Source organism: Pontibacter sp. E15-1, assembly GCF_022601975.1.
Classification (GTDB): Bacteria; Bacteroidota; Bacteroidia; order Cytophagales; family Hymenobacteraceae; genus Pontibacter.
In genome coordinates this window covers 99,085-124,346 of record NZ_JAKVIR010000003.1, presented here as the reverse complement: position 1 = coordinate 124,346, position 25,262 = coordinate 99,085, and the positions used below count along the sequence as shown (strand labels likewise).

24 protein-coding genes and 2 pseudogenes are annotated in these 25,262 nt (G+C 54.6%); 9 read left to right on the top strand and 17 right to left on the bottom strand.

Features of this window, described 5'->3' with window-relative positions:
* Positions 1–18 precede the first annotated feature (18 nt).
* From MKJ04_RS03195 to rbfA, 3 genes are all read right to left on the bottom strand, one after another.
* A complete protein-coding gene (locus tag MKJ04_RS03195; protein WP_241639317.1) occupies positions 19–1,242 on the bottom strand; it encodes an ABC transporter permease in 1,224 nt (407 codons plus the stop codon).
* A gap of 147 nt (positions 1,243–1,389) precedes the next feature.
* On the bottom strand, positions 1,390–2,199 hold the full coding sequence (locus MKJ04_RS03190) for a class I SAM-dependent methyltransferase (protein WP_241639315.1): 810 nt from the start codon (positions 2,197–2,199) through the stop codon (positions 1,390–1,392).
* A 21-nt stretch (positions 2,200–2,220) separates the two neighbouring features.
* On the bottom strand, positions 2,221–2,613 hold the full coding sequence (gene rbfA / locus MKJ04_RS03185; RefSeq protein ID WP_241639313.1) for a 30S ribosome-binding factor RbfA: 393 nt from the start codon (positions 2,611–2,613) through the stop codon (positions 2,221–2,223).
* A gap of 191 nt (positions 2,614–2,804) precedes the next feature.
* Between rbfA and MKJ04_RS03180 the strand changes: the two genes are divergently transcribed.
* On the top strand, positions 2,805–4,205 hold the full coding sequence (locus MKJ04_RS03180; RefSeq protein WP_241639311.1) for a hypothetical protein: 1,401 nt from the start codon (positions 2,805–2,807) through the stop codon (positions 4,203–4,205).
* Between the two features lie 313 nt (positions 4,206–4,518).
* On the opposite strand, the gene rpiB is transcribed toward MKJ04_RS03180, so the two are convergent.
* The 5 genes and pseudogenes from rpiB to MKJ04_RS22935 form a co-directional block, all read right to left on the bottom strand.
* Positions 4,519–4,956 carry a ribose 5-phosphate isomerase B gene (gene rpiB, locus MKJ04_RS03175; RefSeq protein ID WP_241639310.1) on the bottom strand — a complete coding sequence of 146 codons (438 nt, stop codon included), beginning with the start codon at positions 4,954–4,956 and terminating at the stop codon, positions 4,519–4,521.
* A gap of 8 nt (positions 4,957–4,964) precedes the next feature.
* Positions 4,965–5,810, bottom strand: coding sequence for a twin-arginine translocase subunit TatC (gene tatC / locus MKJ04_RS03170; protein ID WP_241639308.1), 846 nt, complete (start codon positions 5,808–5,810; stop codon positions 4,965–4,967).
* 24 nt (positions 5,811–5,834) lie between these two features.
* On the bottom strand, positions 5,835–7,109 hold the full coding sequence (glyA, locus tag MKJ04_RS03165) for a serine hydroxymethyltransferase (protein WP_241639305.1): 1,275 nt from the start codon (positions 7,107–7,109) through the stop codon (positions 5,835–5,837).
* Between the two features lie 195 nt (positions 7,110–7,304).
* Positions 7,305–8,525: a T9SS type A sorting domain-containing protein gene (locus MKJ04_RS03160; protein WP_241639303.1), complete on the bottom strand. Its 1,221-nt coding sequence runs from the start codon at positions 8,523–8,525 to the stop codon at positions 7,305–7,307.
* A gap of 813 nt (positions 8,526–9,338) precedes the next feature.
* A pseudogene (locus MKJ04_RS22935) lies at positions 9,339–9,893 on the bottom strand (choice-of-anchor D domain-containing protein); the annotation flags it as partial.
* 1,126 nt (positions 9,894–11,019) lie between these two features.
* On the opposite strand from MKJ04_RS22935, the pseudogene MKJ04_RS22930 reads away from it, so the two are divergent.
* Together MKJ04_RS22930 and MKJ04_RS22745 are read left to right on the top strand one after the other, a co-directional pair.
* Positions 11,020–11,415: pseudogene (locus MKJ04_RS22930) on the top strand (SprB repeat-containing protein); the annotation flags it as partial.
* A 300-nt stretch (positions 11,416–11,715) separates the two neighbouring features.
* Positions 11,716–12,423, top strand: coding sequence for a T9SS type A sorting domain-containing protein (locus MKJ04_RS22745; protein ID WP_241639300.1), 708 nt, complete (start codon positions 11,716–11,718; stop codon positions 12,421–12,423).
* 77 nt (positions 12,424–12,500) lie between these two features.
* Here MKJ04_RS22745 and MKJ04_RS03145 read toward each other — a convergent pair whose 3' ends face one another.
* The 4 genes from MKJ04_RS03145 to MKJ04_RS03130 all read right to left on the bottom strand — a co-directional run bounded on the left by MKJ04_RS03145 (position 12,501) and on the right by MKJ04_RS03130 (position 14,888).
* On the bottom strand, positions 12,501–13,196 hold the full coding sequence (locus MKJ04_RS03145) for a metallophosphoesterase family protein (RefSeq protein WP_241639298.1): 696 nt from the start codon (positions 13,194–13,196) through the stop codon (positions 12,501–12,503).
* Positions 13,197–13,299: 103 nt separating this feature from the next.
* Complete coding sequence (locus tag MKJ04_RS03140; protein ID WP_241639296.1) at positions 13,300–13,536, bottom strand: hypothetical protein; 237 nt, start codon at positions 13,534–13,536, stop codon at positions 13,300–13,302.
* A gap of 91 nt (positions 13,537–13,627) precedes the next feature.
* Positions 13,628–13,936: a hypothetical protein gene (locus MKJ04_RS03135; RefSeq protein WP_241639295.1), complete on the bottom strand. Its 309-nt coding sequence runs from the start codon at positions 13,934–13,936 to the stop codon at positions 13,628–13,630.
* Between the two features lie 91 nt (positions 13,937–14,027).
* Positions 14,028–14,888, bottom strand: a complete 861-nt coding sequence (locus tag MKJ04_RS03130; protein ID WP_241639294.1) for an SDR family oxidoreductase — start codon at positions 14,886–14,888, stop codon at positions 14,028–14,030.
* 113 nt (positions 14,889–15,001) lie between these two features.
* On the opposite strand from MKJ04_RS03130, the gene MKJ04_RS03125 reads away from it, so the two are divergent.
* From MKJ04_RS03125 to MKJ04_RS03100, 6 genes are all read left to right on the top strand, one after another.
* Positions 15,002–15,274, top strand: a complete 273-nt coding sequence (locus MKJ04_RS03125; RefSeq protein WP_241639292.1) for a 4a-hydroxytetrahydrobiopterin dehydratase — start codon at positions 15,002–15,004, stop codon at positions 15,272–15,274.
* A gap of 121 nt (positions 15,275–15,395) precedes the next feature.
* On the top strand, positions 15,396–16,106 hold the full coding sequence (gene rsmI, locus MKJ04_RS03120; protein WP_241639291.1) for a 16S rRNA (cytidine(1402)-2'-O)-methyltransferase: 711 nt from the start codon (positions 15,396–15,398) through the stop codon (positions 16,104–16,106).
* A 1-nt stretch (position 16,107) separates the two neighbouring features.
* Complete coding sequence (locus tag MKJ04_RS03115) at positions 16,108–17,340, top strand: DUF4105 domain-containing protein (protein WP_241639289.1); 1,233 nt, start codon at positions 16,108–16,110, stop codon at positions 17,338–17,340.
* Positions 17,337–18,140, top strand: a complete 804-nt coding sequence (locus tag MKJ04_RS03110; RefSeq protein WP_241639286.1) for an inositol monophosphatase family protein — start codon at positions 17,337–17,339, stop codon at positions 18,138–18,140. Before MKJ04_RS03115 ends, MKJ04_RS03110 begins: the two co-directional genes overlap by 4 nt.
* A 31-nt stretch (positions 18,141–18,171) precedes the next feature.
* Positions 18,172–18,348 carry a FeoB-associated Cys-rich membrane protein gene (locus MKJ04_RS03105; protein ID WP_241639283.1) on the top strand — a complete coding sequence of 59 codons (177 nt, stop codon included), beginning with the start codon at positions 18,172–18,174 and terminating at the stop codon, positions 18,346–18,348.
* Positions 18,349–18,504: 156 nt separating this feature from the next.
* Positions 18,505–18,843 (top strand): hypothetical protein, encoded by a 339-nt coding sequence (locus tag MKJ04_RS03100; protein ID WP_241639280.1) that lies wholly within the window; start codon positions 18,505–18,507, stop codon positions 18,841–18,843.
* 78 nt (positions 18,844–18,921) lie between these two features.
* Here the strand turns inward: MKJ04_RS03100 and MKJ04_RS03095 are convergent, their stop codons facing one another.
* The 5 genes from MKJ04_RS03095 to radA all read right to left on the bottom strand — a co-directional run bounded on the left by MKJ04_RS03095 (position 18,922) and on the right by radA (position 25,140).
* A complete protein-coding gene (locus MKJ04_RS03095) occupies positions 18,922–19,854 on the bottom strand; it encodes a mechanosensitive ion channel family protein (protein ID WP_241639277.1) in 933 nt (310 codons plus the stop codon).
* 38 nt (positions 19,855–19,892) lie between these two features.
* The gene (locus tag MKJ04_RS03090; protein WP_241639522.1) at positions 19,893–20,915 is read right to left on the bottom strand and encodes an SPASM domain-containing protein; all 1,023 of its coding nucleotides are present in this window, start codon (positions 20,913–20,915) and stop codon (positions 19,893–19,895) included.
* A gap of 123 nt (positions 20,916–21,038) precedes the next feature.
* A complete protein-coding gene (locus MKJ04_RS03085) occupies positions 21,039–22,220 on the bottom strand; it encodes a hypothetical protein (protein ID WP_241639275.1) in 1,182 nt (393 codons plus the stop codon).
* A 138-nt stretch (positions 22,221–22,358) separates the two neighbouring features.
* Entirely contained in the window at positions 22,359–23,423 is a 1,065-nt protein-coding gene (locus tag MKJ04_RS03080) for a LacI family DNA-binding transcriptional regulator (RefSeq protein WP_241639272.1), read from the bottom strand.
* Positions 23,424–23,757: 334 nt separating this feature from the next.
* Positions 23,758–25,140 (bottom strand): DNA repair protein RadA, encoded by a 1,383-nt coding sequence (radA, locus tag MKJ04_RS03075; RefSeq protein ID WP_241639269.1) that lies wholly within the window; start codon positions 25,138–25,140, stop codon positions 23,758–23,760.
* Positions 25,141–25,262 lie beyond the last annotated feature (122 nt).

Genomic DNA, 25,262 nt, shown 5'->3' with positions numbered 1-25,262 from the left:
CGCGCAGGGAAAAGCACGCTACAGGTTCTCGCGCACCGACAGGGCGGCGGCCTTCCGGGCAGGCCGGATAGAGACCAGCAGCGTGATCACGATGATGGCCACCCCGGTCATCACAAAGTCCTCTACCTCCATCTTCACAGGGTATGCCTCCACCACCGACGTGGCCATACCCATGCTCACCAGCCCAAACGACTGCTGCAGGTTGCAGATCAGCATGCCGGTTGTCAGGCCATACGCCGCCCCGATAAAGGCCACCAGCGCGCCCTCCATCAGAAACACGTTGCGAATGGTGGTGGCTGTGGCCCCCATGGAGGCCAGTATGGCGATGTCCTTTTTCTTGTCGATCACCAGCATGGAGAGGGAGAAGAAGATGTTGAGTGAGGCGATGCCGAGGATGAAGGCGAAGGTGATGAACACAAACAGCTTCTCGACCTTTACGGCCCGCAGCAGGCTGGTGTGCTGCTCATCGCTGTTCTGTATCTTAAAGTCCTGGCCCAAAACCTGCTGCAGCGCTTCTTTCACCTGCTCAATCTTCGCCGCCGGGTCTACCTTTATTTCCAGGGCGGTGCGGCGGCGGCCATACTCCAGCAGTTCGGCCGCGAAGTTGAGCGGCACAAACACATACGAGTCGTCGTACTGCCGCTCGATGGCGAAAATACCGCCGGGTGCAATGTTCAAGCTGTTGAAAGCGCCCTCGGGGTTTAGCGGGTTAAACTTGGTGTTGCGCGGGTACAGAAACTGAAGCGGCACAAACTCGTTGGAGGGCCTGATGGAAAGCTGGTATTGCACGCCCCGCCCCACCAGCGCCTGGTAGGCCCCGTTCAGAATCAGGTCGGAGTGGCCCTCCACCACGGAAGAGCCGACTTTGTTCTGCTCAAAAAAGTTTTCGCTCACGCCCTTCACCTTCACCACCATCTGCCGCTCGTTGTAGCGCAGCAGGGCGTTGTCCTCTATCACCTCAGACACCACGGCCACGCCCGGCGTCTCGCGGATGCGGTTCATGAACTCGGTGTCTGTCTCAAAAGACTTCCCTGTGACGGCTGTTATCTTCAGGTCGGGGTCAAAGCTGGAGTATATCTCCCGGATCAGATCCTCGAGGCCGTTGAACACCGACAGCACAATAATCAGCGCCGCCGTGCCCACTGCCACCCCAATCATGGCTATGTTGGAGATGATGCTGATGATGTTCCTCTTCTTTCTGGAGAAAAAGTATCGCTTCGCTATCAGAAAAGGTACATTCATGTGTTTCGTTCTTCGTTGCTCGTTTTTGGTTGATTAGGGTGTATTGTTGATTGTTAGTTGCTGATTGTTTGATGATGTAATATATAATTCAGCGCCTTATTACAGTTTATCCAATCAACAATTATCAATCAACAACCAACAATTAAATTATTTCCACGCTTTCACGATCAGGCCGGTGCCCGACTTGTGGTTGCCGTTCACGTCCATCCAGTTGAGCACCAGGCTCACCGGGAAGGTGATCAGGTAATAGAACGGCAGCACCAGGAAGAAAATTTTGGATACGTTGAGCAGCAGCAGCGGGTACTTCATCGACAGGCGCCACGAGATCTGGCCGGGGGTGCCGTATGAGTAGCGTGCCTCCACCTTGCTGAAGCCAGCCTGCTTCAGCTTGTCCTGAATCTCTTTGATGTTGTAGCCGTCGCGCACGTGCTCCTCTATAAAAGAGGCCTCGTCGGTGCCGTGCACATCGGAGCCGCCCTGGTCGGATGGCGTGGAGATGAGCAGCATGCCGCCGTGGCGCAGCGAGGCATGGAAGTTATGGAACACCTCCACATCCTCCAGTATATGCTCCATCACATCCACCGACAGGATCAGGTCGTAGCTCTTGGGCTCGCGGTAGCGCACCAGGTCGGCAATCCGGAACAGCACGTTGTGGCGGCCAATGGCCCGGATAAAGCAGTTGCTGTCTGATATCTGCTCTTCCTTCACGTCTACGGCCAGGATGCTCCACTTGCGGCTCATGCCCGACAGGTAATAGGTATACTGGCCAAAGCCGGAGCCTGCATCCAGGATATATTGCTCTTTGTTGCGGCGGTTTTCGGCCCACGTGCGCAGTTCTTTCTGCACGTGCCAGGTGCGCAGCAGCAGCAGGTCGAGGAGCTTGTAGAACACGCGGCGCAGGAAAGGCGTTCTGTTGAACGCGTCGCCCAGCACGCGCTTTATCGGGTCGTACTGCATAAGGGTGGTGAGGGGCTAAGGCTAGTTAGGGTATGTTTCGGCGTCCTCATCGTCCTCGCTCGCCGGCGGAATCTCGATGCCGTCAAACAGCTTGTCGATGCGGGCGGCGTACTCGGCGCTGTCGTCAAGGAAGAAGGCCAGCTCGGGGATAATGCGCGCCTGGTTTTTGATGCGCTGGGCCAGCATGTGCCGTACCGTCTTGGTATTGGCGCGCACGTCTGCCAAAAGTGCCTCGGCATCCTTGGCCATCATCACGCTGATGTATACCCTCGCCAAGCCCAGGTCTGGCGACACCCGCACCACGCTTACCGAGATGAACGCGCCCCCGAACAGGTGCGGCACCTCGCGCTGAAAGATGTCGGCCAACTCTTTCTGAATCAGGCGAGAGAACTTGTGTTGTCTTTTACTTTCCATAGAAGCTGCAAATATCATATTAATTTCGCATTTTTACCCCAAAAGCGCCTTACTCATTTCGGGTAGGGGGCGCTTGTGTTGTTTCAGACCAGGCAATGGCCCTCCGGGCTTTTGCAATGATAAACCCGCTGCATGTATTCATACCGCTTGTCTGTAGTCTGTTGTGTAGTCTCTTCTAACACTGTCTTTCCTTGATTAGTTACTTCCGCAGCATACTGCCTTCCCGACTTATCCTGCTGGTCCTGCTCTTTGTTGCCATTCAGCTTCCACTCATTATGTGGGGCATACCGGGCACCTCGCCCGAGCTGCTGCACATGCTGGTGGGGGAGCGCCTGGACAACGGCTTTAGCATGTACCATGATATATACGACAACACGGCCCCGCTCTCGGCCTTGGTGTTCTGGCTGATAGACGTGCTGGCGGGGAGGTCTTTTCTGGCTTACCGGCTCACGGCCATGGGGCTGCTGCTGCTGCAGGCGCTGCTCCTGAACACCACCCTGAACCGGCACAACGTATACGCGACCAAAGATTACCTGCCTGCCTTGCTATACCTCGTGCTGGGCAGTATCTCCTTTGAGCTGAACATGCTCACGCCACTGCTTATCGGCAACACCTTTGTCATTCTGTCGCTGCCATACATTATTACGCTGTCGAGGGAGGGGTTTGACAACAACAGGCTGTTTGTGGGGGGATTTATGCTGGGCCTGGCCGCACTGAGTTACCTGCCGATGGCGCTCTTCCTGCTGGTTGGTGCGTTCGCGATCATCTTCTTTGCCTCCCGCACCTTCCGGAGCATGCTGCTGATGCTCTGCGGTTTCCTGTTTCCGTATGCCATGCTCATTACTTATTACCTGTACACCAACACCACGCAGGAGTTTCTGGAGCTGCACCTGCTGCGCCCCTGGCACCTGAGCGTGGCCTTCCTGCGCCCGCCCATCGATGTGGCCAAGCTGATGGCCGTGCCCGCCGTGGTGCTTTTGCTCTCGTTGCTGAGCGTAGCCTCGCTGCCGCAGCGCCTCGTGTTCCAGGTAAAGTTTCAGCAGCTGATGTGGGTATGGCTCCTCACCAGCCTGCTGGTCATCTTCACCCGCGATGAGATTTCTGTGGCCACGTTTATACTGGTGCTGCCCCCGGTGGCGTACTTCAGCGAGTTCTTCTTCAACTCGAGCCGCAAGATGTGGCTCCTGAACCTGGTGATGCTGCTGGTGCTGGCCTCGGTGCTGGTGCTGCGCTACCGGCTGGTGCTGGGCATCAACCGCTTCCTGCTGCTCGACGAGTCGCCGTTGCTGCTGCCAGCACGGCAACTGCCCATGCGGGGCACTACCGTGCTGGTGCTCGGAGACGACATCGGCTACTATACCCAAAACACCCCCGTGACCCCTTACCTGAACTGGGAGCTGGCGCAGCGCCACTTCGGCAGGCTAAGTGAGTACCAAGCCGGGTTCGACATTTACCAGAACTTCCAAAAAGAGATGCCAGCGTACATTGTAGACCAGTCGAACCTGATGCCGGAGCTGCAGTATAAGCTGCCTGCCATTTTCGGGAGGTATGGCCCCACCGACACCGCAGGCATCTACCAGCTCTCAAAGTAACTACCCCAGTTGGGCCGTTTCATTTTCCCGAACTATTTTCCCTAAAGGGGGTCATAAGGGTGCAAAGGCCACTATTATATTTGCCAAAAATTAATCTTTTAGTGTTAAATTCCCTAATGTAAACACCCCTCTGACCTATGGTCGCAAGCTTCAAACTCACGTTCTCGCTTGTCCTCAAGGGGAGAATCTGCTGGAATGATACGATCCTACTCCTTAAGGGCTGACACTCAAAAGATTTATACCCCCTATATATGAAAAGAGGCTGCGCCAAATAACTGGCGCAGCCTCTTTTTATATATACCTTCCGGCAGTTCTAGCAGTCCGTGATTTTATCCACGCGGGTTTGGTGCCGCCCTCCTTCAAAGGTTGCGCTCAGGAAAACGCGCGTCATCTCGCGGGCCTCGTCCTCCGAAACAAAACGCGCCGGTATGCAGAGCACATTGGCATTGTTGTGTTGCCGGGCCAGCTTGGCCACCACCGGTAGCCAGCACAGTGCCGCCCGTATACCCCGGTGCTTGTTGGCCGTGATGGCCACGCCATTGCCGCTGCCGCAGATCAGGACGCCAAAATCAGCGTCCTTGCGGGCTACTGCTTTCGCCAGCGGGTGCACGTGGTCAGGGTAGTCTACGGAGGCGTCAGAGTCCGGGCCGAAGTCCTGTATGTCGTGCCCCAACTCCTCTAACACGCCCTTTAGCATGCCTTTGTAAGTAAAGCCGGCGTGGTCTCCGCCGATTGCGATCTTTAGTGCCATCGTACTATTTATATAGTGTTGTTATCGTTTAGTCTCTTCAAATCCTTTTTACGGATAGAACGGGAAATGTTGATGCTTACCTCATAAAGCAACATAAGCGGCATGGAGATAAGCAGCTGGCTCACCACATCCGGCGGCGTAATAATCGCCCCCACAATCAGGATCACAACCAAGGCGTGCTTACGGTATACCTGCATGGTTTCAGCCGTTATCAGCCCTGCCTTAGTCAGGAAGAACACGATCACGGGCATCTCAAACATAAAGGCGCAGGCCAGGCAGAGCGTGGTCAGCGTCGAGATGTAAGACGACAGGTCAAACTCGTTGATAATCGTCGGGTCGACCTGATAGCCTGCCAGGAAGTTGATGGAAATCGGGGACACCACATAGTACCCGAACAGCATACCCATGATAAACAGGATAGACACAAAGAACACTGCCCCCTGTGAGTTCTTCTGCTCCTGGGGGTATAAGCCGGGCTTTACAAAGCGCCAGATCTCCCAGAACGCGTACGGGAAGGCGCATACCAGACCCAGTATGGCGGATACCAGCAAGTGCATGGTAAACTGCCCGCTCATCTGCCTGCTCTGGATGGTAAAGCCCATCTGGTCGATGCAGAGCGCTTCAGACCCGATGCGTTGCCCGATATCGCACATAATCCGGTAACTGAAAAAGTCGGTGCGGGACGGTGCCAGAATAATATCGTGGAACACAAAGTTCTTCGCGAGAAAAGCAATGGTTGCGAAAACAAAAATAGAGGCAAACGCCCGTATGATATGCCATCTCAGCTCTTCGAGGTGGTCCACGAAGGACATCTCCTGTGGCTGCTCTTCCTCCCCTATGTATGGTTGATCCATCAAGTATGGCTCCTGTTTTATTGTTTAGTAAGCAAACAGCGGATAATCCTGCATCCAGCTGTTGATTTGTTTGCGGGCAGCGCTGATCTTGCTGTCGTTGTCGTGGTTCATCAGCACATCGTCGATCAGGTCTACGATGCGCACCATATCGTTTTCTTTCAGGCCCCGGGTGGTAATGGCCGCCGTGCCCACGCGCATGCCCGACGTCACGAAAGGAGACTTGTCGTCGAACGGCACCATGTTCTTGTTGATCGTGATGTCTGCCTGCACCAGTGTGTTTTCGGCCAGTTTGCCTGTCAGCCCTTTCGAGCGCAGGTCGATCAGCATCATGTGGTTGTCCGTTCCACCGGAGATGATATCGTAGCCGCGCTCCAAAAACGCCTTGGCCATCGCCTGCGCGTTTTGCTGCACCTGCTTTATATAGCTCGTGTAGTCGTCGGAGAGGGCCTCAAAATACGCCACTGCCTTCGAGGCGATCACGTGCTCCAGCGGCCCGCCCTGCGTGCCAGGGAACACCGCGCCATCCAGCAACGACGACATCATGCGCGTTTCGCCTTTCGGGGTTTTCAGGCCAAAGGGGTTCTCAAAGTCTTTGCCCAGCATAATCATACCCCCGCGCGGTCCACGCAGTGTTTTGTGGGTAGTGGTGGTAACAATGTGGCAGTGCTCGAATGGGTTGTTCAAAAGCCCTTTCGCGATCAGGCCGGAAGGGTGGGAGATATCTGCCAGCAGCAGGGCGCCTACCTCGTCGGCGGCGGCACGCAGCTTCTTGTAGTCCCAGTCGCGGCTATAGGCCGAGGCACCGCATATTATCAGCTTCGGACGCTCTCTGCGAGCGGTTTCCACTACTTTATCAAAATCGATCAGGCCGGTTTCCTGTTCCACCCCATAAAAAGACGGGCTGTACAGTTTGCCGGAGAAGTTTACCGGGGAGCCATGTGTCAGGTGCCCGCCATGCGACAGGTCAAACCCCAGGATCTTGTCGCCGGGTTGCAGCACGGCCAGCATAACAGCGGCATTGGCCTGCGCCCCAGAGTGTGGCTGCACGTTTGCCCACGCCGCCCCGAAAAGCTCCTTGGCGCGGTCAATGGCCAACTGCTCCGACTGGTCTACAATTTCGCAACCGCCATAGTAGCGCTTACCGGGCAAGCCCTCGGCATACTTGTTCGTCATTACGCTGCCCATGGCCTGCATCACCTGCTCCGAAACGAAGTTTTCGGAAGCGATCAGCTCGATGCCGTGGGTCTGGCGGTGTTTTTCTTTGGCTATAAGGTCGAATATGGCGGTGTCTTTCTGCATGGGTTCAGTTGGTTTAGTAGCCATCAAAATTAAAGCTTGCGATGGAATAAACCAATGTTTCAGAAGTTTATCTACGGCGCAACAGCGGCTGCCAGATTTAGCTGGCCGTAGAATAGCCGGAATAATATGCTGCAAAGGCAAAAGCCCGGTGCACAGGGCGCCGGGCTTTTGCCTTAACCATCATAGCTTCAGGGCTTACTGCTTTACTACTTTCACCTGGTGTAGCTGGCCGTTCAGCGCTACTGTCAGGATGTATACCCCCTTTGCCAGCTGGTCGTAGAGCGGCAGCGGCACCTCGTTTGGCCCCGCGTTTACATCGATAGCCTTCTGGTACACCTGCTTGCCCGCCATGCTCTGCAGCACCAGGGTTGCCTGGCCCTGTGCGGCGGCAGACACAAATACTTTCGAGCTGTAGACGAGCGGGTTAGGGGCCACGGTCACTTTCTCTCTCCCCGAACCGGCAACCTCCACCGCAATCACTTTGCTGTAGCTCGCGGTGCCGTCCAGGTCTACCTGCTTCAGGCGGAAGTAGTATAGCCCGGCGCCTGGCAGACTATACTGCAACAGGTAGTCCGTTGTCACGGAGCTGTTCACCGACTTGCTGCTGACCCGCCCTATCTGGGTAAAGCCCGCCTCAGGGTCTGTGGTCATCTCTACCTCAAAGTGTGAATTATTCTCTTCTGAGGCCGTCACCCAGCGAAGTGTCACTTCGCTGGCATTGTTATCGGCTTTGAATGAGACGAGCTCTACCGGAAGGGTAGTGTTGCTGCTGCCATTTGCCGCCAAAGGCACGCTCGCCGCGTTTGTGGAGGAGTGCACGATATTGCCACTGTGCACACCTGTAGCCGCCGGCTTGTAGCGCACATACACCGTCGTGCTCGCGATGCTGGTAGCACCTGAGGGCAAAGCCACCGTCACTTTCGGGGAAAATATACTGTTATCCAACGACACCTCAAACTCAACAGGGGCATTGATGGCAATTCCCGCCTCCATGTTCGCTCCGCTAACGGTATAACTCTGCGCGTCTGACGTTCCTCCTCCCGCCGGAGCAGAAAACTCCGACAGTGTTCCGGTGACGGTGATGGTCGGGTCCAGGGTGGCACCCTGGACGGCGATGGTTCTGGTTGTGGCATTCGGTGAACTGTTCGATACGTTTCCACTATGGGTCCCTCTGGTGGCAGGCACATATCTGACATACACAGGCGTTGAAGCAACAATACCATTCAGTGCTATAACCGCAACAGAGCTAGCAAAAATGCTGTTGTCTGTCGACACTTCAAAATTTGCAGGAGCCGCTACCGTAATATTGCCATCCAGGTTTTCGCCCGATACCTGGTAGCTTTGAGATGCAGACGCCGCATTAAGCATGGCACTGAACGGCGAGAGGGTGCCTGTTACGGTAATTGTTTGGACCAATACCGTGAACGGTTGACTCTGTCCATTTCTTCCAGCTGTAGTTACGGTAACAGGGCCAGTCGTGGCACCGCTAGGAACCTTGGCGGAAATTTCTGTATTGCTTGTATAAACAATATCGGCGGCTGGTACTGCTACCCCATTGAAGCTAACGGTACTGCTTGCATCGAAGCCAGTACCTGTCAGCTTTACTACAAAGCCTATTTTCCCTGAAGTTGGGTCCAGCGCTGTAATGGTCGGCCCGGTTACTGTGAAACTGCTACTGGTGGCTGTACCATTACTATTTGTCAAATATATTGGCCCGGACACGGCGGTCAAAGGCACTTTGACCTTAACCTCAATATCTGTTTTACTGATGATGGAAGCAGTAACCTGAGTACCTCCCGAACCGGTGAACTTGACTGATGGCCTGTTACCAGCGTTAAGATTTTCTCCTGTTAAAGTTATAATGTCATTTATAGTCCCTGAATTAGGCGTTACGGCTGTGATCCGGGGGGAGGTTACCGTAAACGTTGTGCTTTCTGCAAACTTACCTCCAGTGGTGGTTACCCTAATAAGACCTGTAGTTGCATTTTGAGGAACGACAGCATCGATTTGCGTGGCGCTGACCACAGTGAAAGACGCTGCTGTACCATTAAACGCAACTGAAGACACAGCGCTAAGATTAGTACCGGTAATTGTTACAGTAATGCCTATTTTGCCGGAGGTAGGGTTGACACTTGTTATGGTTGGGGTTAATTCTTCCGCGGTTCCTGTCAGGGCAAATGTGTATGGATTTTCGTCTGCATCGTTGTTCGCAATGCTCAATGTCGCTGTTTTATTACCGAAGCTGCTTGGATTGAAAGAAATTTCAAAACTCGTGGATGCCCCAGCTGCGACAGTACCCAGTGTTGTCGATTCGTTTACGACAAACTGGGCTGCATCAGTGCCAGATATAACCACTTTTGGGTTCCCTGTAAGCGTTAAGCTTTCGGTGCCGCTATTTTCTACCACAAAGCTTTTGGGGTTACCAGTACCAACACCCACAGTACCAAATGCAAAACTTCCGCCTGAGCTGATGCTTGTACTATTTTGTTTTATATTAATTTCAGGCCCTGGAACAGCTTCTGTTAACGTAATGTCATCCAGTAATATAGATGCGGTAAATTTAGTTGTTATATAGGTAAACTTAATATATCTCGTGCTGGCCTTAGGATTAACAGCGTATTTGGTACCCTCTAGTACATTTGGAATACTCGTATGGCTGTTTAGCAACGTATAGGTTATCCCATCTGCTGATTCCCAAACCTGAAATTCATTCCCATCAATGGTCGCTGCATACTGGTAGGAGAGCCAGTAAGTCAGAATACCTGGCACCTGGTTGAATTGCATCACGAGGTTATGCAATTCGCCGGGATCAAATCCTGCTGAGCCACCAGTCGTACTGTTTCCTAGCTCATCAAGAAAATCCAGCCCCAAGCTTCCGCTCAATCCTGTAGGCAGCCTCCCTTCCCATTCTCCTCCATAATTGAAAGGCAAAACTGCCTGAGCAAACCCGGCAGACGCGATCCCCAGCGCTAAGATGCATTGTAACAGCAGCGGCAAGAAAATGCCACGGAAGGAACAGGTGAAAACTTTATTCATATTGCTAACTTTTAAATACTTGCCTTTCACCTATGTGGTGTTTCTCTCTACATATCCTGACATGAATTGTCTTATTTTTACAGTTTAAGAAAGTAACACATCTAGTATATAGCACTCAAATCACTCAGCATCCAAAGCAGCTATCTATGTGATGTACTATTACATAAGTCTTCCGAAAGATAAGCAAGCTTTTATCAATTATGCAATATATATAGGCTTGTATTTTATTTATCAAATTGAATTTTTATACTTTCCCAGATCATCGATTCTCGCCTGTCAACATTTATACCGCTGGTTGTCTCAGTCTTCAACTATGCAGCTACGATGTACAGTTTCAATGCAAAAGCAATACTCCTCAATAAGGCATCTAGGGTAAAATTTATGTATGCCCCAGATTCAACCTCTTCACATAGCAATACAAACCCTAGTATAACTCATCGCCAGTTTGCCATACCACACTATTCATATAATTATGTTTAACTAAATAAAACTCTTATGTTATAGTGCAAAGATTTGATAGAAATACAATTTACAGATATCCATACTACTTATTTAGAAGTCTAACATCTCCTATTTATAGGACAATAATGAAAAAGCCTGTCATATTCGTACTCGGCAGGATTATAAGGCATCCCAACTAATCAAATTTTATAGCCTGCTTAAAGCTTTTTCTGAAATCAGCACTTGGCGCTTTATCCAATGCAGCGCTAATCAACATAAACAATCAAATTTAATTTTATAATAAAAAAAGCATTTATATATATAAATTGCTTAATATAATATTTGTAATTACTTTCCCTCTTTCAAACGCACTGCACGCTGGTGCCTGTCTGAAACAACTTCATTTTATACACAAATAAATTTCACAGAAACCATGGGGAAAATTTTACTCAGTCTTAATATTGCATCTGCAAAATTAGGATTATTTGGTCTTTCAGATCGAAAGAAAACAGGATTGGGTACGCTATCGGGAAGCACACGCCTCTGCCTGATCGGCTTAATGCTTTTTCACAGTATTTCTGGTATAGCTGCACCTGCCAAGGGTGACATACCCACAGTAATCAATGCGTATAAGGCGGCTAGCCAGTCGAGCCGGGGCGCAGACGTTCGTAGGATCAGCAGTGAAAGCGCTGATTTCGCTACAGCGCTTGCTAGCCAGTGCACGGTGCAGGTTACGTCCAGGATAGCCGCAAGCTCCTGTACAAATCAAAAAAACGGCAAGGTAGAATTGACCGGAAGTAACGGAGTGGCCCCTTATACCTATTCTCTGGACGGTGGTCAGCTTTATCAGAGCGCCTCTTGGTTTGAGAATTTGGCCCCCGGCAATTATGTTGCGCACGTAAAAGATGCGACTGGGTGTGTGAGCGAGCCACTGCAGGTTACCCTGACAGAGGCGCCACTTCCTGCGGTGGCTATATCCTTGCCTTATACGTCCTTCTGTATAAATGCCGCCGCGATCATTCCTACAGGCGGGTCTCCGGCTGGAGGTTTCTATAACGGGCCTGGTATGTTGAGAGGTAAATTCTACCCTTCACGCGCGGGCATAGGCACACATACGCTAACATATTCTGTGCTTAACGAAAACGGTTGCATCGGCTATGCATCTCAGACCATAACCGTTGACCCGATGCTTGAGGTAGATGCCGGGCCTGACAAGACAGTGTACCCGGGCTACAAGGCTGCTAACCGCGCCACACTCACGGCAAGCACGAACATCACCAAAGCGTCACATACCTTTAAGTGGAGTAACGGTGCCACGTCACAGTATGTAGAAGTATCGCCCGAGGTAACGACGAGCTATACTGTAACTGCCACTGACCCGTCCGGATGCTCCAGCACAGATGAGGTAACTGTGTTTGTAGATGACTCCCGTTGTGGCAAGAATGGCGAGAAAATAGTTGTTTGCCATAAAGGAAAATCGCTTTGCGTGGCACAGGATGCTGTAGAAGACCACTTAGCACATGGCGACGCTATCGGCGACTGCGGTACCGAAGACAAAAAATCGGATGCTAAAAAACCGCAGGAGTTCTCGGTATACCCTAACCCAATGGGCACAAAGGCACAGGTTACGTTACGGCTACAGGAGCAGGACTACATCACACTCGACATACTCGACATGGACGGAAAGGTGGTTCAGCAACTGTACCGGGGCACCGCCGCCGCCAACGAAAAGCTGAATTTTGACATCAAGCGCAGCATCGGGAACCAAAGCATGTATGTTGCCCGACTCACAACATCCCAAGGCACGGAGTTTATTAAGATTGTGATGGAAAAATAAATTTGATTGGCATAAAAGCAAAAGGGCAGGTTTTCACCTGCCCTTTTGCTTTTATATGGCTCCCAAACTGGCGCCTTTCAGCTTTTCCGGGCAACGGGGTAGGGCCGGTCCTGGTTGGGCTGGATGAACAGTTGCTGCGTGTCCAGGTCCAGGGCGACGAGGTTGCCGTAGGCCGCGTTCCTGTAGTAGACGCAGCCTGCGTCCAGGTTCAGCCTTTGGTCTTTGTGCGAGATGGTCTTTTTTATGCTGTGCAGCGCCGTAGGGGTATGGCCGTGCAGCAGCAGCTTGTTGTTGATCTTCTGCCAGTCCACGGTATAGCCCCGGAGGTTTAGCATGGCATCCTTGTCCTCAAAAATATCCTCTCTCGTGAAGTTAAAGCCCGCGTGCACCAGAAAGTAGTCTGGCAGCTCGAGGTAGTAGGGCAGGCTTTTCAGGAACTTCCTGTACGGCTCGGGCAGGTCCTCGAACTGCGAGATGCCGAAGCTTTCCAGCACGAGTTTTTTCTCCGTGTCTGTCAGGTTTAGTTTCTGCGGGCCGTGCCTGGCGGCTTTCAGCAGCATCTGGTCGTGGTTGCCGCGCAGGCAGTGCACCTGGTGTTGCTGTGCCTGCAGTTCCAGCACAAAGTCAATCACGCCTTTGCTATCGGGCCCCTTGTTCACCAGGTCGCCAAGTATGTATAGCTCGTCGGAGGGCTGCAGTTTGAGCTGCTCCAGCACGAGCGCTCTGAAAGTACGGGCACAGCCGTGGATATCTGTGAGGGCGTAACGGGCCATGGAAGTATAGGGTATGGTCTAATACGGGAGGGCAAGGTAGGTATAAATAGAGATAGCACCCGCCGGAGCAGGTGCTATCTCTAAAAAATATGCGGCCACAAGCCTAGTTATACGTGTTGTTGTCAATCTCAGGCTTATCGAGGTTACGGTTTGGGTTGTTAGTCTTGGCGTTTTGCCCTGCCTCATCCGGCCCGTCGGTGTGTTTCTTTTTCAGCTCTTCGTGCCCGGCACGCGTCTGGTTCGGGTCCACGGGCTTTCCGCCGGCCGCTTTATCCTGGCCTTTTCCGCTTGGCTTACCCTCGTTCTCAGCACTTGGCTGTGTATGCTTATATGATGTCATGATGCTTTTCTTTAATTGGTTAATATAAGACCCTGGCGCAAATTGGTTAATATAAGACCCTGGCGCAGGGAAATTGCGCCAGTGGCAGGAATTATGAGCCCCTTCCTTCTTCCTCGGTGCGCATATTGTCCGGTGGCGGTGTACCATCGTCGGCAAAGTCGTTTACGCCGGTGGCCGATGGCCCCTCCGAGGCAGTGTCGCTGCCGTAACCCTCTTTGCCGTCGCGGTTGCCGAAGCCTCCGCGCTGGTGCTCGTTTTTGGGCGGATCTGCCCCGGGCGTGATGTGCCCGGCTTTCATCTCCTCTTCGCTTGTGTCGTCCTCTATCACGCGGTAGGGCCGCTCGTTGGGCGATTGGCCCTGAAGCTTGTTCTCTTTATCTTTATCTTTATCTTCTGCCATAATGGTATACTTTTAAATTGCCCGGGCACCCATACACGGGGTATCCGTTAGTAGCTTTTACTCTGTTGGAGGCGTCAGGGTTTAGGTTTGGTCAGGAGCCGATCTGCTCTCCGCCATTCACGTGTATCACCTGCCCTGTGATGTATGACCCATCATCCGAAGCCAGTAAAACATAGGCTGGCGCCACCTCAGAGGGCTGCCCGGGGCGCTTCAGGGGCACGTTCTGCCCAAACTCCTTAACTTTATCTTCGCTGAAAGAGGCCGGGATCAGCGGTGTCCAGATGGGGCCGGGGGCCACGGCGTTCACGCGGATGGGCTTCTCGGCAAGGTTGGCGGAAAGCGAGCGGGTGAACGCTGTGATCGCGCCTTTGGTGGAGGCATAGTCCATGAGGTGGTGGCTGCCCCGGTAGGAGGTGATGGACGTGGTGTTGATGATGCAACTGCCTTTCTGCATATGCTCAAGAGCCGCTTTCGTGACGTAAAACATCCCGAAAATATTGGTCTGGAACGTGCGCTGCAGCTGCTCCGCCGAAATGTCCTTTAAATCCTGCTGCTCGTGCTGCTCGGCCGCGTTATTCACCAGGATGTCCAGCTTGCCAAACTCGGCCACGGTGCGCTGCACTGCCTCCTGGCAAAACGCCTCCTCGCCCACATCCCCGGCCAGGAGCATACATTTCCGCCCTTCAGCCTCTACCATTTTTTGGGTGTCTTTGGCATCTTTGTCCTCATTGAGGTATATAATGGCCACGTCGGCTCCCTCGCGTGCAAAATGCACGGCCACGGCCCGGCCAATGCCGCTGTCGCCTCCTGTTATCAGGGCCACTTTTCCTTTCAGCTTATCGCTCCCGCGGTAGGAGTCGCGGATAATCTCCGGCTCGGGGCGCATTTTATACTCATCGCCCGGCTGTTTCTCCTGTTTCTGCGCGGGTAAAGATTCTGGTTTGTTTTTCATAGTTCTGGATGGCTTAAATTCGTAACAATTTATACCTATACGCCCCGCCGTTTTGGCTTGTTTCCGGAACAGGCGCGCGGGGAGGGTATGGGGAGGTATAAAACGCTAAAACTATGTGGCAGGAAGAAGACAACAAGTTAAAAAGCAGCTTCACGTTCAAGGACTTTGAGCAGGCGATGGAATTTATGCAGGAAGTGGCCGTTGTGGCCGGCGAAATGGACCACCACCCGTGGTGGAGCAACATGTATAACAAGGTAGACATTGAGCTCAGCACCCACGACGCGGGCAACACCGTTACCATCCGCGACCACAAGCTGGCCACGCGCATCGAGGAAATCTATAAGGCGAGTTATGAGTCCGGGGTTCCGGGCGCCGGGGCTGACTAGAGGCCGACTCCGAAGTGCCTTTAGGCTGGTATGGCGTACAGTTTGTTAGTTGAAAGCCATACAATGGCTAACTCGGCGCGCAGCACTCGGAACTCAAAACTCAAAATACTATCTTTGGTGCATGCAGGAACAAGAGAAGACAAACCTATACCTGGTGCCGACACCCATCGGCAATCTAGAGGACATCACGCTGCGCGCCATCCGGATACTGAAAGAGGTAGACGTGATTCTGGCCGAGGACACCCGCACCAGCGGCAAGCTGCTGCAGCACCTGGGCATCGAGAAGCGCATGCACAGCCACCACCTGCACAACGAGCACAAGGCCACCGGCCATTTGGTAGACCGCATGAAAGCGGGTGAGGTGATGGCCCTGATCTCGGACGCGGGCACCCCCGGCATCTCTGACCCCGGCTTTTACCTGGTGCGCGAGTGCCTGAAGCACGACCTGAAAATAGAGTGCCTGCCCGGCCCCACGGCTTTTGTCCCGGCACTGGTAAAATCCGGCTTCAGCACCGACCGTTTTACGTTTGAGGGGTTTCTGCCCGTAAAGAAAGGCCGCCAGACGCGCCTGCAGAGCCTGGCCACGGAGGAGCGCACCATGATTTTCTATGAGTCGCCGCACCGCCTGCTCAAAACACTGACGCAGTTTAAGGAGTACTTTGGCGGGGAGCGCGAGGTGTCTGTTTCACGTGAAATCACGAAGATGTTCGAGGAGACGATCAACGGAACCTTAGACGAGCTAACGGAGATTTTCACCACAAAAACCATTAAGGGCGAGTTTGTAATCGTGCTGGCCGGTGTCAGCAAAGGCGGCAAACAGGAAAAAGAATAACATGAGAAACTATATAAAGCAGTTCGGGCTGGCGCTGACGCTGTGCCTGCTCTCGTTTCAGGGGTGGGCGCAGTTCGAGACGTACCGGCTTTCGCCCCAAGCCAGGATCAGCCTCATCACCTGCTCCAGCGGCAGCGACCTGTATGCCATCTTCGGGCACAGCGCGGTGCGCGTCAACGACCCGGTCAACGGCTTCGACATCGTCTTCAACTACGGGACGTTCGATTTCGACGAGCCCAATTTCTACCTCAAGTTTATCCGGGGCAAGTTGCGGTATAAACTCTCCATCGCCGACTTCAACCGCTTTGTGTACAGCTATACCGCCGACAACCGCTCGGTGTATGAGCAGGAGATGAACCTGACCGAGGTACAACGGCAGCAATACTGGGCCTTCCTGACGACCAACTACCTGCCCGAGAACCGATTTTACCTCTACGACTTCTTCTTCGACAACTGCGCCACCCGCATCCGGGACGGCGTGGAGGCCAGCTTCCCCAACCAGGTCCGGTTTAACATCGGTGACTTTGACAAGGACATGAGCTTCCGCAACCTGATCGACCTGTACCTGGTGCCGCAGCCGTGGTCTGACTTCGGGATTGACCTTGCCCTTGGGGCGCCCATCGATCAGGAGGCCGCGCCTTACGAGTACATGTTCCTGCCCGACTACCTGGCCCAGGGCTTTGCGCAGGCCACGCTCACCGAGGGAAACCAGACAAAGCCGCTGGTGGGCAAGATGAAGGTGCTGTTTGAGCGGGAGCCGATTCCGTTCACGCACGGCCTCTTCACCCCGACGCTGGTCTGGTGGCTGTTCTTTGCCGTGGTGCTGGCCCTCACTGTACAGGATTTGCTGAAGCGCCGCCGCAGCCGCCTTTTCGATATGGGGTTCTTCTTTATAACCGGCCTGATGGGCGTGGTGCTGCTCCTGCTGTGGGTAGCCACCGACCACCAGGCCACCGCCTACAACTTCAACCTGCTCTGGGCTCTGCCTACCCATCTGGCAGTGGCTTTTTTCCTTGGCCGCAGCAACTTGCCGGACTGGGTGCGTAAGTACATGGCAGGCACCGCCATACTGGCCATCCTTATGCTTGTGTTCTGGCCCTGGTGGCCGCAGATGCTGCATACCGCCATCATACCCCTTGCGCTGGCGCTTGGCCTGCGTTCCGTTTATACCGTATGGCTTTCCCGGAAGGCCCCCTCAGAAATCATTACGCCACACGTAGAGCAGACAACATGAACCTGAACCAACTATCCAACAACCTGAACATCATCGCCCGCAAGGTGGGCGCATACATTAAAAACGAAGGAAGCACGTTCGACCGCTCCAGGATCGAGATGAAGGGCTTTAACGACCTGGTGTCTTACGTGGACAAACAGGCCGAGAAACAGCTGGTGGAGGCGCTGCGCCAACTGCTGCCCGAGGCGGGCTTCATCACCGAGGAGGGCACCGACACCACGAGAGGCGACCGCTACAACTGGATCATCGACCCGCTGGACGGCACCACCAACTTCACCCATACCCTGCCTATTTACTGCGTGAGCGTGGGCCTGCTGGACGGGGACGAGGTAGTAGTCGGGGTAGTGTATGACCCGGGCCGCGACGAGTGCTTCTCGGCCTTCAAAGGCGGCGGCGCTTTCTGCAACGATACCCCCATCCGGGTATCGGACGCCCCGGCCCTGAAAGACTCCCTGATCGCGACAGGTTTCCCGTACTACGACTTTGGCCTGACGCAGCAGTACCTGCAGGTGCTGGGCTCGTTCATGGAACGGTCGCATGGCATCCGCAGGCTGGGCTCCGCCGCCCTGGACCTGGTGTATGTGGCGGCGGGCCGCTTTGAGGGCTTCTTCGAGTATAACCTCAACGCCTGGGACGTGGCAGGCGGCACCATCATTGTGCAGGAGGCCGGCGGCAGGCTGAGCAAATTCACCGCGGACGGCGACTACGTTTTTGGCCGCGAGATCGTGGCCAGCAACGGCAACATCCATGCGGAGATGCAGCACACCATCCAGGAGCACTGGAAGAAAGGCATGGAATAAACTTTTTCTAACTTCAGAGAGTTATTAAGGCATGGTACAGGAACTCATCATCCTCCTCATTTTTTTAGTGGCCGCCCTCTACATGGCCCGCATGGTATACCGCAGCTTTTCCGCCAAGAGCGGCTGCGCCAAAGGCTGTGGCAGCTGCGGCGCCATCGACTTCAAGAAAATCCAGCAGGAGCTCGACAAGAAAAAGGCTTCCGCGTAGAAAGCAGCGACAGGATGTGCCATTGGCCTTTGTGCCGCCCGCAGACACCCGGGCCAGCAGGCGCGGCCACGATTAATCCGCGTCTTTTCGTATCCTAAGCCCGTTTTTGCGTATAGTTTTATACTTAGAGTTTGAACGCCATAAACACCATATGCTATGCAAGATAAAATAGAAGAGAGATCTTTAGTGAATGTGCTGAACCGCCTGCAGAAAGACGGCTACAAGCATGACTTCAAAGTGTCGGAGGAGGGGAAGATGTGCTCTATGGACGAGAAAGAAAGCTTTAGCCCAGAGCAAGTGCGCATCGTAGACCATTACCGCTTCGAAGGCGAGAGCAACCCCGACGACATGTCTATCCTCTATGCCGTGGAAACCACCTCGGGCCAGAAAGGCACTATCTCCAACTCATACGGCCCTTACGCCGACGAGAAAATAGACACGTTCCTGAAGCAGGTGGAAGACCTCGGAAAAGACCTGGACAAGGATGACAAGTAGTTTCCCCATACATATAAAAACAGCGCGGGCCGATCGTTAACGATCGGCCCGCGCTGTTTTTATATGTATACTTTGCTGTTATTTGCCGTTGTTGCCAAGGGCCTGCCCGTCCTTCACCGAAACGTTCATGGCCTGCAGCTGCTCGGTCAGCGTCTCGCCGCCTTTTATACCGAAGTCCAGCGTGCGGATCGGGAACGGAATGAGGATGTCGTTGGCGTCGAAGGCCTTTTTGATGCGGATAATCGCGTCGCTCTTGGCCCCCACATAATCCACCTGCCGGCTGTAGCTTACCCAGAAGCGGGCCTTGAAGTTGATGGAGCTGTCGCCGAACGAGTCATACATCACTTCGACGGCCTTTGTTTTCACGCGGTTTTTCACGTCTTCCAAGGCCTCAATCACTACCTGCTGCACGCGCTCCAGGTCCTCGCCGTACGAGATGCCCACCTCCAGGTCGATGCGGCGGGTGCCGTAGACGGAGAAGTTGGTGAGCGGGTTCTCGAACACCATCTTGTTCGGTAGCTTCACCAGCTCGCCGGTTACCTGCCGGATGTCGATGGTGCGGAGCGTGATGCGCTCGATGGTGCCGAAGTAGTCGTTCGTCTCGATGTTGTCGCCCACGCCAAACGGCTTCTGCACCGCGATGATCACGCCGGAGATGAAGTTAGCCGCTATGTCCTGAAAGGCAAAACCCAGCGCCAAACCCAGTATACCGACACCGGCCAGCAGCGAGATCACCACCCGATCCAGGTTCAGCACGTTCAGCACGAAGAAGAAGCCCACCATCAGCATGCCGATGTAGAGCAGCGTGAGCACAAGGTTGTTCAGGGCGGCGCTGTGCGAAAAGCGGTTAATGAACTTCTCGAGCCAGCCCCTGATGAAGCCCGCCACGTAAAACGTGACGATCAGCAGGATGATCGCCACAAAAATGTTGGGCAGCATCAGCACCCCCTGCTCACCCCATACCTCCAACTTCCCCCACAGTAACTCTACCGTTTTGTTCAGGTCCTTCATATAATCTGTCAAATTGATTCTCTTTAAAATTTAGCGGGTCATGCCCATACCTTGGTTCCTTCCGTGCAATTGCGGCACATTTCTATATTGGCCCTCGAGCCCAGCAGCGACTGCCTGAACCGGCTGTATACCGGGCCGCGCCATACCTGCGCAAAGCTGTTTTCCTTCAGGTCGCCCATCCTGTACTCGGCGTCTTTGTCGAAGCAGCAGGGCACCAGTAGGCCGTCCCAGGTGATGACGCAGGAGTGCCACATCTTCCAGCAATGGTTCAGTAGCTTGTTCTTGATGGTGTAGCTGCCGTCGCCGTTGTTTTTATACCTGGAGTAGTAGTCCAGGGTGGGGATGAGCGGGGACCCCTGCGCATAATCGTAGATCTGGGCTGTCTTATACACCACCTCGTCCACGCCGAGCTCTCTTGCCAGGGTTTTTACGTCTTCCAGCTGGTGCTCGTTTGGCCGCACCACCAGAAACTGGAACATAATGTGCGGCGTCCTGGACTTCATGGCTTTTTTCCACTTCACCACGTTGCGCGTTCCCTCCAGCACCTTATCCAGCTTGCCGCCCACCCGGTAGGCGGCATACGTTTCCTGCGTGGTGCCGTCAATAGATACGATCAGCCGGTCCAGTCCGGATTCCACGGTTTTACGGGCCGTCTCGTCGTCCAGGTAATGGGCATTGGTGGAGGTGGCGGTATAAATCCCCCGGTCCGAAGCGTACTTCACCAGTTTCAGGAAGCTCTTGTGCAGGTATGGCTCTCCCTGAAAATAGAAGATGAGGTATAGCAGGCGGCGGTGCAGCTGGTCGATGGTGTCTTTGAACAGCTCGTCCTGCAGCATGCCCGTGGGGCGCGTAAACGAGCGGAGGCCGCTGGGGCACTCAGGGCAGCGCAGGTTGCAGGAGGTGGTGGGCTCCAGCGAGATGCTCAGCGGATACCCCCAGTGCCTGGCCCTGCCCGTCAGTTTCGAGAGCATGTAGCTGCCCACCACCTGCAGCGCGTTCAGGGCGCGTAGCGGCGTCAGTTTGGATAAAAAGTTATACCCGTCGGTCAGGTGCAGCTTCATGCAAAGGGGGATAAGCGCCAAAGAGGCCCAAAGGCCATTCAGGCGCAACATAAAAGGGCAGCCGCTATGGCTGCCCTCTAAGTTAAGGTTTCTGGCGCACAAGGCCAAAATATCTATCCGTGGCTAGTAGCGGAACAAAGCCTTTACGCTGGCCCCTTGCGTGGCGGCCTCAGCCATGCCGTTGTAGCTGCTCACGAACACCTTGCCGCCCTGCGCAATGGTCTTGATCGCGGCCAGGTTGATGAGGTCGTCGTCGCCCCGCTGGTACTCCTCGTGCACCTCGGCGGTGGCGCTCACGGCGTTGTAGCTGCCCCATACCGGCTGGCTCGGCGAGATAAACAGCGTGTCTATACGGCCATGCACGGCCTCGGCCGCCACCGTGGCAATGTCCTCGGAGGTAGCGCCTGTGCCCGCCACGTTCTGGTAGCGCGTCAGCGAGTCGGAGTGGCCCTGCTGCATCACGGGCTTCATCACGGCCAATGCCTTCTCGTGCAGCGCGTGCATGTCGTCCGTGCCCTCGTTTATGTTGATGTTCTGCGTCACAATGTGCTTGTATTTGCTGATGTTGCGGTAAATGCCGCAGTAGTGGTCTACGCCTGCCAGCACCAGCGGCTCGGTGGCGTTGTGCAGAATCTGCTGCAGGCTGTTATCTATATCCAGCATAAACTCGCGCACGCGCTCATGCTCCTCGTCGCCTTTGGTAGAGCCGGGCCCGTGCACGATGTTGCTCCCGTTCACGGTGGTGGTGGAGTTGGTAAAGTCCTGATCGTTGCCCTTCACGTCAAACTTAAGGGCCTGGCTAAGCGACTGCGGCACAAAGTCGCTGATGTCGATCGGCCGCACCCTGTCAATGGTCGCCTCATAGAAGCAAATCTTCTCGCGGTACAGTTTCAGGATAAAGAAGCGGCCATTCTGGCTCAGGAGCGGCAGCATGGGGGTAAAGTAAAACTGGTCGAGCGCATACACCTCGTCGGGCATCGCGATGGGCAGGGTGTAGTGGGCCGAGAAGCCTTTGGTGATAAACAGGGCCAGCCCCTCGCTTTGGTGTCTCCAGAAATTGTTGTCGTGCAGTAGTTCTTCAGCAGGTTTCAGGTATTGCGCCACTTCGGCCTCGGGTACATCATGTTTTTCCAAAAGCTCGCGGGCTTTGCGCACCTGGTTTTTGAAGGCGATGCTGTCCTGGCCATTCAGCGTTTCTTTGCCGGAGCGGTGCGTAGGTAAGTAGAAGGAGAGGCACAAGGCGTTCTGTGTGTTGCTTTGCACGTTTATCAGCTTCTCAACGTCACTCTTATTTATTAATGCCATACAATTTGGGGGTTAAGAACGTAAATATCCTTTGAAAAAAAACACACCCCAATCTCTCACGGTGTGTAGGATTAAAGTACGCAGCATAACAACCGACGGTTATTGATGGGCCGGATATGAGGCACCGCCGCCCGGGCGTCAGCTATCGGCCCCGATGTAGTATTGCAGGTTCTCTTTTGTGATGATGTCCAGCGGCAAGTACTTGATCGGGTTGCTCTTCTTCCCGAAAACCAGGTGGTCCGCAAGTGCGTGAATGCCCCAGTAGCCCTGCCCTTTGGGATTTTGGTTGATCAGGAAATCAATCACCCCGTTGTCCAGGTAGTGCAGGTTCCGCGCGATCAGGTCGTAGCCAACGAGGCTTATCTGCCCCTTCTGGCGCTGGTGGAGGTAATCGGCGATGACACTTGCCTTCGAGGTCGTCACGAAGATGCCCTTTATTCCGGCCTCTTCCTGAAACAGGCGATCCAGCTGCTGCGCGATCGTGTGGCTTTCGCTGCGCCGTAGGTCTGAGGAGAGCACACGGTAGCGCCCGTCCGGGTCGTGCTGCGCGAAATAGTCTTTGAAGCCCTGCTCCTTTCGGATCAGGTGAGACGAGTTCTCCACGTCCTCCTCGATATGGGCGACCACGAAGGTGGCTTCCGCTTTGCAGCCATAATGCAGCAGCTTGCCCGCCAGAAAACCGCTCTGGTAAGAGTCCTGACCGATATACATAAGCGGTTCGTAGTCCGGGATGTGCGTGTTGAAGAGCACGAACGGAATGCCCTGCCGCTTCCAGGTGTTGAAGAAGGCCAGCGACTGCCGGTAAAAGATAGGGGCGACCAGCACGCCGGCGAGGGTAGTGGCGGCTACCTTTTCTGCCGCCCTGGAGAAAGAGTCCGGGTCGAAAGGGTCGAATATATACTGCTCCACCCGCACGCCATACTGCTTCAGTTCGTTCTCGGCCTTTTCCACGCCATCTTTCGGCGCCTGCCAGTAACTGTCGGCGGCGGGGTCGGGGAGGAGGGCGGCGAGGGTATACGTTTTGTTGGTGACCAGGGCGCGGGCCAGCAGGTTCGGTTTGTAGTTCAGCTCTTCGGCAATCCGGAGCACCCGCCTGCGCACGTCCTCAGCCACCCTGCCGCGGTCATGCAGCACCCGGTCCACGGTTCCTGTCGACACGTTCGCTTTCTCGGCTATATCCTTGATTCTGACAATTCTATCCACGTTCCTGTTCTATTTTATACCTATACCCTTCGCCCTGCCGCCATACCTCCAACCTAAAAACAGGAGGTCATTCTATACACTCCGCCTGTGCGGCGAGGCGCAGCAGGGTATAAAGTTACACCAAAATCCGTTCAGGGAAACAGCCTGCCGCCAATGCCCGTTTGTAAGCACTGGCGCAAGCGTCCGCTTGTGCCTATCATGTTAGGCGGCAGGTCGGATTGCTTGTGAGGCACAAGCGGACGCTTGTGCCATAGAGAGCCATAGGGGGAGGTTACTTGCTTATGAGTGAATAGTACACCTTACAAGCAGTTGGCATGTATAGCACCCGGCAGCCTTACCCAAACAGGTTGGCAAACACCTCTTCCAGGCGGCCAAAGGCGTGTATATTGATGGAGAACTTGCTGAAGTCGAGCCCCTTTTTATTGTACTTGGAGATAAAGACATCGGTAAAGCCCAGCTTCTCGGCCTCGCTGATGCGGTTCTCGACCCGGTTTACGGCGCGCACCTCGCCGCCCAAACCCACCTCGGCGGCAAAGGCTGCTGTGCTGGGTATGGCCATATCCTCGAAAGAGGAGAGGATGGAGGCGCACACGGCCAGGTCCAGCGCCGGGTCTTCCACCTTCAGGCCGCCCGCAATGTTCAGGAACACGTCCTGCGCCCCCAAGCGGTAGCCGCCGCGTTTCTCCAGCACAGCCAGCAGCATGTTCAGGCGCTTGGCGTCGAAGCCGGTGCTGGTGCGCTGTGGCGTGCCGTAGGTAGCGGGCGTCACGAGGCTTTGCACTTCTATCAGCAAGGGGCGGTTGCCTTCCAGCGTGGCCCCGATGGCGATGCCGCTGAAAGCGTCCTCGCGCTGCGAGATCAGGATCTCCGACGGGTTGCTCACTTCGCGCAGCCCCGTGCCCAGCATCTCATATATACCCAGCTCGGAAGTGGAGCCGAAACGGTTTTTGGTGGTGCGCAGAATGCGGTAGGTCATGTGGCGGTCGCCCTCAAACTGCAGCACGGTGTCTACCATGTGCTCCAGTATCTTGGGGCCCGCCAGGTTGCCCTCTTTGGTGATATGGCCGATCAGGAAAACGGGTGTGCCGCTCTCTTTGGCAAACTTCAGCAGCTCGGCGGTGCACTCGCGCACCTGGCTCACGCTGCCCGCCCCCGACTCTATGAAAGAGGAGTGGAGCGTCTGGATGGAGTCGATGATGAGCACCTGCGGCCGCACCAGTTCTATCTGCTTGAAGATGTTCTGCGTGCCTGTCTCGGTCAGGATAAAGCAATCGGAGGTTTGGGCGGTGAGGCGCTCGGCGCGCATCTTAATCTGCTGCTCGCTCTCCTCGCCGCTCACGTACAGCACTTTCAGGCCGCTCAGGCTCAGGGCGATTTGCAGCATCAGGGTGCTTTTGCCAATGCCCGGCTCCCCCCCGATCAGCACCATCGAGCCCTGCACGATGCCGCCGCCCAGCACCCGGTTCAGCTCCTGGTCCTGCGTCACGATGCGGTGCTGTTCCTGAGAGCTGATGTCGGCGATGGGCTTGGGCTTGTTGGCTACCTGGGCGCTGCTGGTGTTGCCTACCTTCCAGGCGGTGGTGGGCGTTACCTCCTCGCGCTGCACCACTTCCTCCACGTAGGTGTTCCACTCGCCGCAGGCCGGGCATTTGCCGATCCACTTGGCGGACTGGGCACCGCAATTCTGGCAGAAATAGGATGTCTTTATCTTGGCCATGGTGTGTCGTTGTTTGTTTTTCGATGCTCGTTGTTGATCTTATCCGTTGCTCGTTACTGTTGGTGCGTTGCTCGGTTTACATAGGCTAAAACTCCCTCCGCCGGTGCGCAGGCCTTTTTAAA